General features: G+C 40.6%; 13 protein-coding genes. All 13 read left to right on the forward strand.

Annotated elements, in window-relative coordinates; translation table 11 throughout:
• Window positions 1-7 precede the first annotated feature (7 nt).
• The 13 genes from ALW18_10545 to ALW18_10605 all read left to right on the forward strand — a co-directional run bounded on the left by ALW18_10545 (window position 8) and on the right by ALW18_10605 (window position 13,312).
• On the forward strand, window positions 8-1,624 hold the full coding sequence (locus ALW18_10545; GenBank protein AOE54384.1) for a hypothetical protein: 1,617 nt from the start codon (window positions 8-10) through the stop codon (window positions 1,622-1,624).
• A gap of 2 nt (window positions 1,625-1,626) precedes the next feature.
• Window positions 1,627-2,631, forward strand: a complete 1,005-nt coding sequence (locus ALW18_10550) for an aerotolerance regulator BatA (GenBank protein ID AOE52911.1) — start codon at window positions 1,627-1,629, stop codon at window positions 2,629-2,631.
• A gap of 1 nt (window position 2,632) precedes the next feature.
• Window positions 2,633-3,667 (forward strand): BatB protein, encoded by a 1,035-nt coding sequence (locus ALW18_10555; GenBank protein ID AOE52912.1) that lies wholly within the window; start codon window positions 2,633-2,635, stop codon window positions 3,665-3,667.
• On the forward strand, window positions 3,667-4,515 hold the full coding sequence (locus ALW18_10560; GenBank protein ID AOE52913.1) for a BatC protein: 849 nt from the start codon (window positions 3,667-3,669) through the stop codon (window positions 4,513-4,515). Before ALW18_10555 ends, ALW18_10560 begins: the two co-directional genes overlap by 1 nt.
• Window positions 4,516-4,695: 180 nt before the next feature.
• The gene (locus ALW18_10565) at window positions 4,696-6,462 is read left to right on the forward strand and encodes a BatD protein (GenBank protein AOE52914.1); all 1,767 of its coding nucleotides are present in this window, start codon (window positions 4,696-4,698) and stop codon (window positions 6,460-6,462) included.
• A 4-nt stretch (window positions 6,463-6,466) separates the two neighbouring features.
• Window positions 6,467-6,958, forward strand: a complete 492-nt coding sequence (locus ALW18_10570) for a hypothetical protein (protein AOE52915.1) — start codon at window positions 6,467-6,469, stop codon at window positions 6,956-6,958.
• Window positions 6,959-6,976: 18 nt separating this feature from the next.
• Window positions 6,977-7,726 (forward strand): BatE protein, encoded by a 750-nt coding sequence (locus tag ALW18_10575; GenBank protein ID AOE52916.1) that lies wholly within the window; start codon window positions 6,977-6,979, stop codon window positions 7,724-7,726.
• 200 nt (window positions 7,727-7,926) lie between these two features.
• Window positions 7,927-8,787 carry a hypothetical protein gene (locus ALW18_10580; protein ID AOE52917.1) on the forward strand — a complete coding sequence of 287 codons (861 nt, stop codon included), beginning with the start codon at window positions 7,927-7,929 and terminating at the stop codon, window positions 8,785-8,787.
• Window positions 8,788-8,823: 36 nt separating this feature from the next.
• Window positions 8,824-9,396 carry a guanylate kinase gene (locus tag ALW18_10585; GenBank protein ID AOE52918.1) on the forward strand — a complete coding sequence of 191 codons (573 nt, stop codon included), beginning with the start codon at window positions 8,824-8,826 and terminating at the stop codon, window positions 9,394-9,396.
• A 9-nt stretch (window positions 9,397-9,405) separates the two neighbouring features.
• Window positions 9,406-9,975 (forward strand): acetyltransferase, encoded by a 570-nt coding sequence (locus tag ALW18_10590; GenBank protein AOE52919.1) that lies wholly within the window; start codon window positions 9,406-9,408, stop codon window positions 9,973-9,975.
• Between the two features lie 3 nt (window positions 9,976-9,978).
• Complete coding sequence (locus tag ALW18_10595) at window positions 9,979-10,560, forward strand: nicotinate-nucleotide adenylyltransferase (protein ID AOE52920.1); 582 nt, start codon at window positions 9,979-9,981, stop codon at window positions 10,558-10,560.
• Between the two features lie 316 nt (window positions 10,561-10,876).
• Entirely contained in the window at window positions 10,877-12,037 is a 1,161-nt protein-coding gene (locus tag ALW18_10600; GenBank protein AOE52921.1) for an aldehyde reductase, read from the forward strand.
• Window positions 12,038-12,316: 279 nt separating this feature from the next.
• Window positions 12,317-13,312 carry a glycerol-3-phosphate dehydrogenase gene (locus tag ALW18_10605; protein ID AOE52922.1) on the forward strand — a complete coding sequence of 332 codons (996 nt, stop codon included), beginning with the start codon at window positions 12,317-12,319 and terminating at the stop codon, window positions 13,310-13,312.

Genomic DNA, 13,312 nt, shown 5'->3' on the forward strand with positions numbered 1-13,312 from the left:
AAAAATGATTAGGACTAAATTATATACCATACTATTCCTGCTGGCTGGCATAACTGTTTTTGCACAGCAAAAGCAGGTTCAGGCAAGTATAGATTCTACTAAAATAAGAATAGGCTCTCAGGTTAACCTTACGCTAAAAACCAAAGTAGATACGTCGGCAAAGGTAAATTTTCCCGAAGGTAAAAACTTTGGACAGCTGGAGGTACTGGAATCGTATCCGGTAGATACCATAAGGGATGGCGCAATGTACGAGCTCGTAAAAAAATACGGGCTTACCCAGTTTGATTCCGGGCGTTATGTAATTCCGTCGCTTCCGGTATTTATCAACAACAAAAATATCAGGACAGATTCACTTCTTGTTGAGGTAAATAACATTAAGATAGATACCCTTAAACGCAAGATGTATGATATTAAGCCTGTGCTTAAGGCAAAGTCTGACTCTTCGTTCTGGCTATGGCTTTTCGCTATACTTGTTGCACTTGGTGCGGCGGGCTATGGTGTTTGGTATTATCTTAAAAACAGGAAAAAAACCGAACCTAAAGCGAAAAAAGAAGAAATTATTACTCCGATTGAAAGGGCAACGCGCGAGCTTAAAAATCTTGAGCAGCAAGACCTGCTTTCAAAAGGCGCGGTAAAAGACTACTACAGCCAGCTTACCGATATTGCCCGTACATATATAGAAGAGGCTATTCACGTTCCCGCAATGGAGAGCACAACTAGCGAGCTTATTGAAGCCATGCGTGCGGCAGTGCTTAAAAAGCGAATGAACCTTACTCAGGAAACTTTTGAGCAGCTTGAAAAAATACTTCGCACTGCCGATATGGTGAAGTTTGCCAAATCGCGACCGCTTGATTTTGAAATTGCCGAAGACCGCAGCAGGATAGAAAAAACTATTGTGGTAATTGACCGTAGTATCCCCGAAGAAAAAGAGGACGATGATATGCATACCCAGCTTTGGCTGGAGGCGCAACGTAAAAAGAAAGCCAGAAAGCGCAAAAACCGTGTCATAATAGGGAGTATAGCAGCAGTTGTGCTTGCTTTTGGAATTTCGGTCTACATTTTTGGTATGGACTATTTAAGGGATAACTTCCTGGGCTATCCTACTAAAGAACTGCTGGAGGGCGACTGGGTTAAAAGTGAATACGGTTATCCGTCGGTAATTGTAGAAACCCCTAAAGTGCTTAAGCGTTCAGATTTGTCAGGAACGGTGCCTAAGGAAGCTATGGCAAATATTAAAAATTTAAGTACGTTTAGCTACGGTGCCTTGTTGGAGAAATTCTATATACTGGTTTCAACAACAACGTATAAGCAGCCTATTGATGCAGATCTTAATGCAACGGTTGAGAATACCCTAAAAGCTATGGAAGCACAGGGAGCAAGCAATATCTTAGTTAAAAGCGAAGAATTTAATACTGATAAAGGTATTACAGGTTTAAGGTCTTACGGAAACATGACCCTTCCCGATCCTATTACAAAGAAGCCCGGCAGGGCCTATTATGAGATACTGTACTTTAAACAGGCACAAGGCCTTCAGCAGGTCATGATAATTCATGAAGAAGGCGATGAATATGCCATGCAGATATTAGAACGTATTAAGAACTCAGTTGAATTAAGGGTAAATTAATTATGAAAGACGTTACTTTTTTACATCCGGGTTTCTTTTGGCTGTTTGCTGTACTTCCGCTGGCTATTGGCTGGTACATCTGGAAAAGAAAACAACAAACGGCAACGCTTAAAATAAGTTCAATAAATGCCTTTAAGGCAAAGCCATCATTACTGGGCAGATTAAAACCGGTACTTTTTGTACTAAGGATTTTAGCTTTAAGCTCTATTATAGTAGCTATGGCAAGGCCCAGAACGGTAGACGTAAACAACAGGACAAAAACCACACGCGGTATAGATATTGTTATAGCAATGGACGTTTCGGGTAGTATGCTTGCCAAAGACCTTAAACCTAACCGTATGGAAGCGCTTAAAGATGTGGCAGAGGATTTTGTTGATGGGCGCCCTAACGACCGTATTGGCCTTGTGGTATATGCTGGCGAAGCCTACACCAAAACGCCTGTTACAAGCGATAAGGCTTTGGTTATAGATGCTATAAAATCGGTTAAGTATGATGAAACTGTGCTTAAAGACGGTACGGGTATAGGCACGGGACTTGCAACGGCTATAAACCGTTTAAAAGAAAGCAAAGCCAAAAGCCGCGTTATTATACTCCTTACCGATGGTGTAAATAACGCCGGGGTTATAGACCCGCGAATGGCAGCAGATATTGCTAAAGAATACGGCATTAAAGTATATACAATTGGTATTGGTACTAACGGTAATGCTATGTTTCCGTATGCTAAAAGGCCCGATGGCAAGTTTGAATACAAAATGCAAAAGGTAGAAATAGATGAGCAGTTAATGAAAGAGATTGCTAAAAAGACCGAAGGTAAATACTTTAGGGCTACATCTAACACTAAACTTAAGTCTATTTACGAAGAGATCAATAAACTCGAAACTACAGAGATCGAGGAGATGAAATATTATAATTACGACGAGAAATTCCGTCCGTTTGCATGGGCGGCGTTAGGATTGCTGCTGGCAGAGATCGTATTGAGAAAAACACTTTACAGAAGCTTTATTTAGTATGTACGAATTAGACGAACCAAGATATTTATACCTGCTGGGCATAGTGCCGGTACTGTTACTGCTGTTCTTTTTTAACCTGTACTGGCAGAAGAGGAAACAGCGTGAGTTTGGTAACCCCGAGCTGGTAAAGAAACTAACCCCGGAAAGGTCGGTGTTTAAAGCTGCACTGAAACTCGTGGTGTTGCTATTGGCACTCTCGGGTATAGTAATTGCAATTGTAAACCCTAAGGTGGGCACAAAGGTAGAAACCGTAAAACGCGAAGGTGTAGATATTGTTTTTGCAGTAGACGTTTCTAAAAGTATGCTTGCCGAAGATATGCAACCTAACAGGCTGGATAAGTCAAAGCAGATCGTGTCGCAGGTTATCAATCAATTGGGTACCGATAGAATAGGTATTGTGGCATACGCCGGAAGTGCTTACCCGGTACTGCCTATTACAGGCGATTACAGCGTAGCGAAGATGTTCCTTCAGAATATGAATACCGATATGGTTTCCTCTCAGGGTACTGCAATCAGCGATGCTTTGGAACTGGCTGTTTCGTATTTTGACGATCCGCAGACCAGTAAGCTGGTTATATTAATATCAGATGGTGAAGATCATGGCGAAGGCAGCCGCGAGGCAGCACTTGCCCTTAAAGATAAAGGCATTAAGCTGATAACTGTTGGTGTGGGTACCGAAAAAGGCGGACCAATACCTATTAAAGTTAACGGTCGTACCGAAAGCCTTAAGCGCGATAGCGAAGGCAATGTGGTAATCACAAAAATGTATCCGCAGGATCTTAAGAGTATTGCAGCAGTTACAAATGGTGGCTATGTTTACGGTAAAAGCACCCGCGAAGTATCAGATTACGTTAAGAATGCACTGGGCAACATGGAAAAAACCGAATTCGAAGCCAAACAAATGGCAGTGTACGATTCGCAATACCAGTGGTTTTTAGGAGCGGCATTTTTGCTGCTGTTTATAGAAGTGTTTTTCCTGGAAAGAAAAACAGCATGGATTAAGAAACTTAACCTGTTTAACGAAAAAGAATAATGAGAAAACTATTTACATACAGCCTGCTGTTAGTTACAGTGTTTTCATTTGCACAGCAGGCTAAAAAGCAACAGGACAAATATTTAAAAAAGGGTAACAGCGAGTTTACAAGCAAAAACTATGCTGAAGCCGAAGCCAATTACAGGATATCGCAGTCCAAATCGCCTGCAAGGGCTGCTGCTGCCTATAATCTGGCAAATTCAATTTACAGGCAAAACAAGAATGTAGAGGCGGCTTACGGGTACAGCGATGCCCTTAAAAATGCTACTACAAAACAACAAAAACACATGGCCTATCATAACTTAGGTAATGTGTTCATGAAAGAGAAAGAATACCAAAACGCAGTTGACGCTTATAAAAACGCACTGCGTAACGATCCTACCGATGAGGAGTCGCGATATAACCTTGCGGTTGCTAAGGAGATGCTGAAAAATAATCCGCCGCCACCTCAACCCAAAGACGACAAGAACAAGGATAAGGATAAGAAAGACAATAAAGATCAGCAGCCTAACAACGGCGGTAATAAGGATGATAAAAATCAGCCTCCTAAAGATAAAGGTGACAACAAGGACAAAGGAGGTAAGGGTGATGACAAGGATAAAGGTGATAAAGGCGACCAAAAAGACAAGGGCGACAAAGGCGACCAGAAAGATAAAGGAGATAATGGCGATAAACAGGATCAGGGTCAGAATGGCGGTAAGCCGAAGCCTGAAGCCGGGCAGAGCCCTTCTAAACAGCGAATGGAGAACCTGCTTGATGCCATGAATAACGAAGAAAAGAAAATTCAGGATAAGATACAGGGCAGAAAAGTGAAGGTGAAATCAACACAACAGGAGAAAGACTGGTAACATTTTTGCTGTTTTAGCTACTAATGACATGACGTTTGTCATTCTGTGTGTGGTGAAGCGGAGTCGAAGGATTTCTTAGACTTTCTCTGTCAGCAAAAATTAAAAAAGGATGAAAAGCATCCATACTAAGAACATTATAATTTGAAAACGCAATATATTTCAGGTTAAGGATAAAGAACGATGAAAAGATACATCTTACTATTATTGCTTTTTGTACAGGGCATTTATGCCCAGGTAGAATTTAAGGCGACGCCAAGCAAAACAAAGCTTGGCTTAAACGAGCGCCTTATTGTGGAGTTCGCAGTAAATGCCGATGGCGATAATTTTGCACCGCCACAGTTTCCTAACTTTAAAGTTTCGGGGCCAAGCCAGATGGTGAGCAACTCGTGGGTAAATGGTAAGCATAGCTTTAGCAAGGGCTATAAATACCTGCTGATACCTACTACTAAAGGTACATTTACCATTGGTGCAGCAACTATAGAGGTAGAGGGCAAGGAATATAAAACAGCACCTATAAAAATTACTGTAGGCGACGCTGTTGCGGGGGCCGACCCAAATCCGTACGCTAACAACCAACAGCACCAGCAACAAATGCAGCAAAATGCAGCAGATGGTGTACACCTTGTAGCTGAGGTTAGTAAGACCAATCCGTATGTAAACGAGCCGGTAACGGTAGTGTATAAAATATACGTTAGTCCGTACACATCGGTAGGCGGCTGGAAGGAAGTAGCGAGCCCACAATACAATGATTTCTGGAGTCAGAATATCGACATCAAAAATCTGGTACTACAGCAGGAAAACTATCAGGGGAAAGAGTACCGAATGGTAGTGCTTAGAAAAACCGTGCTGTATCCTCAAAAAGACGGAAGGCTGGAAATTGAACCGCTAACGCTTGATGTTTCTATGGAAGTGCCAAACGGAAGAGCTGATTTCTTTGGCCGCCAAATGATGGTGCCTACAAGCAAGGTAGTATCCGCAGGAAAGAAATTTATAAATGTAAGGCCACTTCCTGAAAAAGGTAAACCTGCCGACTTTAGCGGTGCTGTAGGTAACTTTACATTTACGGCAAAACCGTCTAAAACTACATTAAGCGATGGCGAGACCATGCAGCTTAACCTAACTGTTTCGGGTAAGGGTAACTTGAAGTTATTTACCCTGCCTAAGCCACAGGTGCCTGCTGCTTTAGAAATGTATGATCCTGAGCACACAGAAGATATCTCTACGCCGTTAAGCGGAATGCAGGGTAAGATGTCTGACAGTTACACTATAGTGCCTCAAAACAAAGGTAAATATCCTATTAAACCTATTTCATTCTCATGGTTTGACCTTGCAACAAAGTCGTACAAAACAGTGACGCAGGAAGAGATCATGGTAAATGTACTTAGCGTTTCGGGCAAAGAGAGCGATAAAGACGATTTTGCCAACAAGAAAAAAGTAGAATCGGCAGAGCCATTCCGTTTCATAGCACTGGAAACTTCGCTTAAAGAAGTTGGGCGTGATGATTTCTTTGGGTCGGGATTATTCTTCGGGTTGCTTTTTGCACCATTCTTGCTGATACCGTTCATCGTTTTAGGTAAGAAGAAAAAAGAAGCATACGATAGCGATGTTACCGGAAGCAAAATAAGACAGAACAATAAACTGGCTAAAAAATACCTTGGTGAAGCAAGGAAACAATTGGGTAATAAAGCAGCCTTTTACCTGGCACTTGAAAAAGCCCTTCATAATTTCCTCAAGGCAAAACTTAATATTGAAACCAGCGAAATGAGCAGGGACAATATTAAAGAATTGTTATTATCGCGTAATGCCAAAGAAGAGACAGTGTACGATTTCAGCAAAATAATGGACAACTGCGAGTTTGCAAGATATGCGCCTTCATCAGATTCGGCTATGCAACAGGATTATGACAGTGCCGTTGCGGTAATAACGGCATTAGAAAAACAAATGTAACGTTATGAGAAAGCTGGTAATAATATCTGTTCTTATGATAGCGCAAGGTTTGTTCGCCCAGGTTAGTTATACCCTGAAAAACGAGGAAGCCATTTTTTCACTCGAAACCAAAAGCGGAAAAATAGCGGTGCTTTCTAAAGATAAAGGCGATAGATACATAGTATACCGATTTGGTTCTAAAGATAAAATTGAACTTGAATATCCCGGAAAATCTCAAGATAGCTGGAAAAAGTTTAAGTATTCGTTTTATTTGCGCGGAGGCGGTAAAGCCAATGAGGGTATGGACTTAAATTATGTTGCTTTTGAAAATAATGGATACAAATATGTAATCTACGATACGTATAGTGCTTCTGATGAAAAAAGTGAAACCGGTATTTTAGTCACGAATTTAAAGACTTCGAAAACAAGTAATATAAAAGCTAAACGTAAAAAAGGCACGCTGATAGATTTTAGGGAGAACCATCTTTTAGAAATTAGCGACGAGCTTTATAATTAATAGTATAGCAATACAGTAATGAAAAAGTTAGCATATATATTTATCACTATATTTTTTGTGCAGTCAACCTTTGCACAAGATGCTTTTACTAAAGCAAATGAGCTGTACCGTAAGCATAAATATGCAGAGGCGGCTCAGGAGTATGAAACCATCCTGAAAGGAAAAAAAGAATCGGCAGAGGTATATTTTAACCTTGGCAATGCGTATTATAAACTGGGTAAGATAGCGCCATCGGTTTATAATTTCGAGAAAGCCCTTTTACTGAATCCAAATTATAAAGATGCACAGATAAACCTTGGCTACGCAAAAAAAATGGCTATAGACGACATTAAGGAAGTGCCTAAAGTAGGCTTCTCTAAAATGTTGTATAACCTTACCGGAACATACCATTACAACACCTGGGCCTGGATAGCTGTAGGTTTTGCCTTTGGTTTCCTTGCGCTATTTGTTGGGTATTATTTTGCAGGCACAACACTTACAAAACGTATTTTCTTTGTAGGCATGTTCGTGGCTTTACTGGTAATAGTGCTTAGTGTAGTATCGGCAGTATTTGTAAAATCGGTAACATCAAAAGAACGTCCGGCAATAGTATTTGCAGAGGTCATTGCTGTTAAGGCAGAACCTTCGCAAAATGCAGAAGACGCTTTTGTACTTCACGAAGGCACAACAGTATCTATTTTGGAAGAAGTAGACAACTGGAAAAAGATAGAACTTGCCGATGATAGTGTAGGCTGGATTGAAAGTAGCGCCATTAAGGAAGTAAAATAACCCTCACTATATTACAACCCGGATGACACAGATTGTACAGGTTAACACAGATTTTTTTGCATACTAAAAGATCTGTGAGCGTTTGTTAAAATCGGTGTCATCCGCGTTCATTTTTATATAATTTGTGAGATTTGTGTAATTCGAGTCAAAAGTATCCTCCTCACTTATTTTTATTAACTTTGTCGCACTAAATTTTTTACATGATACAGTCGATGACAGGTTTTGGTAAAGCCTCTTTACAATTACCTACAAAAAAGATTACCGTAGAAATTAAATCGCTAAACAGCAAGGGGCTTGACCTTAGTGTAAGAATGCCATCATCGTTCCGTGAAATGGAACTTGGCCTTCGAACAAAAATTGCCCAGAAGCTGGAACGCGGAAAAGTAGATTTTTCACTGTTTGTAGAAGTTACAGGCGAAGAAACCTCGTCAAAGATCAACGCACCTATCGTTAAGGCGTACATAGCCCAGATGAAAGATGTAATTCCGGATGCCGATCCTACCGAACTGATGAAAATGGCAGTGCGTATGCCCGATGCCCTTAAAACAGAACGTGAAGAGATTGATGCTAACGAATGGGAAAACATCCAGGGGGTTATAGACCAGGCACTTGAAAATATTGTGAATTTCAGGGTTACAGAAGGTGTAGCATTAGAAAAAGAATTTCTTTTACGTATAGGCAATATCCTTTCGAACATGAATGAAGCGGTATCGCTTGATGGCGAACGTATAGCTACCGTTAAAGCAAGGCTTCGTACAGCAATAGATGAACTTATTGTAAATGTAGACGAAAACCGTTTCGAGCAGGAACTTATCTATTATCTTGAGAAAATGGATATTACCGAAGAAAAGGTACGTCTTGAAAACCACCTTAACTATTTTATAGAAACCCTTGCAGGTACCGAGGCTAATGGGCGTAAGCTTGGCTTTATTACCCAGGAAATGGGTCGTGAGATAAACACAATGGGGTCTAAATCAAACCACGCTAAAATGCAAAAGCTCGTGGTACAGATGAAAGACGAACTGGAAAAGATTAAAGAACAGGTGTTGAATGTACTTTAAGATAAAAGCTTAAAGGCATAAGGCAAAAGATATAGCATGAGAAAAGGAAAATTATTAGTGTTTTCGGCGCCATCAGGGTCGGGTAAAACAACAATTGTAAAACACTTGCTGGAGCAGCCGGACCTTAACCTGGCATTCTCTGTTTCGGCAGCAACACGCGAGGCCCGCGATGGCGAAGTTCATGGTAAAGATTACCACTTTATTTCGCTGGAAGACTTTAAAAAGCATATTAAAGCCGATGAATTTGTAGAGTGGGAAGAAGTATACCGCGATAATTTTTACGGAACACTTAAAGCTGAAATTGAACGCATCTGGGCAGAAGGCAAAAACGTAATATTTGATATTGATGTAGCAGGCGGACTTCGTATTAAAAAGAAATTCCCCGATGAAACCCTTGCTGTTTTCGTGAAACCACCAAGTATAGACGAGCTTAAGATTCGTCTTAAGAAGCGCAGTACCGAAAGTGAAGATAAGATAAATATGCGTATCGCAAAGGCATCTGTAGAGCTGGCAACAGCTCCTCAGTTTGATACCATTATTAAAAACTATGACCTTGATACTGCTAAAGGCGAAGCTTACCAATTGGTTAAAGATTTCTTAGCAGATTAATTTAAGTGTATGAAAAGACAATTCATAAAATGGGCTAAGCCTGTCCTGAAACGATTGCTCGGGATGGGCGAATACAGCGTAATTGATGAATTGAAAAAGAAAGGCCTTAAAGTAGGCGACAACTTTCATATGCAGGAAGGCTGTCTCATAGACGGTTCTCATTCATATCATATACAAATAGGGAATGATGTAAGCTTAGCACCAAATGTACACATATTGGCACATGATGCCAGCACATGGTGGTTTTTAGAATATACAAGAATAGCAAATACTACTATAGGAAACACCGTTTTTATAGGTGCCGGGAGTATTATTATGCCGGGAGTTACTATAGGTGATGAAGTAATTATTGGTGCAGGGTCTGTAGTTACCAAAAATGTTCCTGATAATTGTGTGTATGCCGGTAATCCTGCAAAATTCATGATGTATACCAACGAATATATAGATCGTGAACGGGCAAAGATGAACGCCGAAAATACATTTGGCACAGACTATTCTGAAGCTAATGATGTATCATTTGAAAAGAAAGAACACCTTAAGCAGATGGCCGCAAAATACGGTACTGCCTTTTTAAAATAAAATATGAAAGTAGGATTATACTTCGGCACGTTTAACCCTATACACGTAGGGCATGTTATCATTGCCAACCACATGGCCGAATATAGCGGTCTTGACCAGATATGGCTTGTGGTAACACCTCATAATCCGCTTAAAAAGAAGAGTACGCTACTAGACGATCACCAGCGACTGCAAATGGTATTTCTTGCCACACAGGATTACCCCAAGTTAAAACCCAGCGATATAGAATTTCGCCTGCCGCAACCAAGCTACACTACAAACACACTGGTGCACCTGCAGGAGAAATTCCCAACGCATGAGTTTTCGCTAATAATGGGCGAAGACAACCTCAACTCCCTTCATAAGTGGAAGAACTATGAAGTAATACTTCAAAACCACGACGTTTATGTCTACCCACGCATAAATACCGACACCATCAATCCTGATATTGAAACCAGTGCCCGCATACATCGTGTAGAAGCACCCGTTATAGAGATATCGTCTACCTTTATCCGCGAAAGCATAAAAGACGGTAAAAATGTACAGCCGCTTTTACCGCAAAAAGTATGGCAGTATGTAGAACATAATCTTTTCTATAGAAAATAGTTTTCAGTCCTCAACCCAATCTAAATTTTCAGTCGGTGTGTCATTTTGAGCGCAGCGCAGCGGAGTCGAAAAATCTCAGAAGAAGAGATAATCTATCTGTTTTAAAGAGAGTTGGATATTTTCGTTATACTTTTTCCTCACCCCGCCACCATAAAGGAGAGAAGCAGTTTGGATATGCGGAGCTTTAAATTTTCCATTGTAGAGAGGCCACGGCGTGGGTTATCTACTATTATAAAAACTCAGTACAAACGGTTAACAATACTTTATCACACCCAATTGCGCTATTTCGTACCTTTGGGTAAATTTTATATAAATTATGCTAAACTTTGAATACTATAACCCTGTAAACTTAGTGTTTGGCAGGGGCCAGATTGCCAAATTATCTTCACTTATACCTAAAAATGCAAAAGTACTTTTAGCCTATGGTGGCGGTAGCATCTTTAAAAACGGCGTACACAAACAGGTTACTGATGCACTTGCGGGATATGACATTACCGAATTTGGAGGTATAGAGCCTAACCCACGCTATGAAACCCTTATGAACGCGGTTGAAATAGTTCGTGAAAAGAAACTGGACTTTATTCTTGCTGTTGGCGGAGGATCTGTAATAGATGGTGTTAAATTCATATCGGCGGCCGCCAAATTTGAAGGTGACCCGGTAGATATCCTTATCAAAAGAATCAGAATATTAGATAACACTGTACCATTTGGTACTGTGCTTACGCTTCCGGCAACAGGTAGTGAAATGAACTCGGGTTCGGTTATTACAATTAATAAAACGCAGGAAAAACTTAGCTTCGGTGGGCCTGCGGTATTCCCAGTGTTCTCTGTATGCGATCCCGAAACGGTTGCATCGTTACCAAAACGCCAGGTGCAGAATGGAATTATAGATGCCTACACCCACGTGCTGGAGCAATACCTTACTTATCCGCATGATGCATTGTTACAGGACAGGATTGCCGAAGGCATCCTTCAGACACTTGTAGAGATTGGTCCCGGAGTAGCAGAGAATCCTGCCGATTATAAACTGGCTGCTAATTTTATGTGGTGCGCTACAATGGCGCTTAACGGGTTAATCCAGAAAGGTGTGCCTACCGACTGGGCCACCCACATGATAGGCCACGAGCTTACAGCATTATATGAGATAGACCATGCACGTACACTGGCTATTATTGGCCCTAACCTGTACCGCGTACTATTTGATACCAAAAAAGACAAGCTAGCGCAATACGGGCGCAGGGTTTGGAATATTACTGCCGAAAATACCGATGAAGCTGCTTTGGAGGCTATTGAGAAAACGGTCCAGTTTTTCCATACTATGGGTATGGATACCAAAATATCGAACTACACTCAGGATTATGAAAAGACAGCCGATTTTATCGTAAAACGTTTTGAAGAACGTGGCTGGAAAGCATTGGGTGAACGCCAGAATGTTACGCCTGAGAAGGTGAGGGCAATTGTAGAAATGAGTTATTAAACAGCTATAAAACATAAAAGGCATTCCGGGTAAACCTGAATGCCTTTTAAACACCAAAAACAAAAAATTTTAATTAACCTTTGTTATACACCCCCAATGTAAACAGAAGTCTAAAGGATAACGGCGTCAATTGCGGTATAATTGTACTGTGGCTTCATAAAATCGTGTTAATCTTTTCTTAACGGCGTTTTTAACAATTGGTTTACAGTGCTTAACAAAAAGGGAGGGTAAAATTGTTAAATTTTGAGTATTTTTGGCGTTTCAAACAATAAAGTAAACATGAGTGATACTCCTAAGTTCGCTGTTATAGGTGGTGGTAGTTGGGCAACCGCTATTACCAAGATGCTTTGCAGTAATGTAGACCAGATTGCCTGGTATATGCGTAATGATGATGCTATAGAGCATATTAAACTGCAAAAACACAACCCTAACTACCTGAGTTCTGTTGAGTTTGATACTAATAAGCTGTTACTTACCAGCGATATTAATGAGGCTGTTGCCTACGCAGACTATGTTATATTTGCTATACCGTCGGCATTTTTAAGCAGTGAGCTCGAAAAGCTTACCGTGAGCCTGGATGATAAAGTAATATTCTCTGCCATAAAAGGTATTGTTCCTGAAACAAGCCTTATTGTGGGTGAGCATTTTCACGATAAATACGATATATCATACGATAATATTGGGGTTATTACCGGCCCATGCCATGCCGAAGAGGTAGCATTAGAGCGTTTATCTTACCTAACCATTGCCTGTGGTAATGAGAAAAAGGCTAAGATTATGGGTAAAAACCTTAATAGCCACTACATAAAAACAAAAACAAGCGACGATATTGTTGGTACAGAATATGCTGCCATGCTTAAAAATATCTACGCTATTGCTGCAGGTATTGCCCATGGCCTTGGCTATGGTGATAACTTTCAGGCACTGCTTATGAGTAATGCTATCCGCGAGATGAAGAAATTTATCCGTAAGGTGCATAAAATGAAGCGTAATATAAATAACTCTGCCTACCTTGGGGATTTACTGGTTACGGGATATTCTGTTTTTTCAAGAAACAGGATGTTTGGTAATATGATAGGCAAGGGGTATACTGTAAAATCGGCCATGATGGAGATGAGTATGGTTGCCGAAGGGTATTATGCTGCTAAGAGTGCTTATAAGCTGAATAAAGAATATGGTGCTAAAACCCCGATTATAGATGCTGTTTACAACATTTTGTACGAAGGTAAAGACGCCAAAAGTGTTTTTAATAAACTTACCGAAAAACTGGACTAA

This window comes from Flavobacterium psychrophilum (assembly GCA_001708385.1).
In the GTDB taxonomy this organism is placed as follows: Bacteria; Bacteroidota; Bacteroidia; order Flavobacteriales; family Flavobacteriaceae; genus Flavobacterium; species Flavobacterium psychrophilum_A.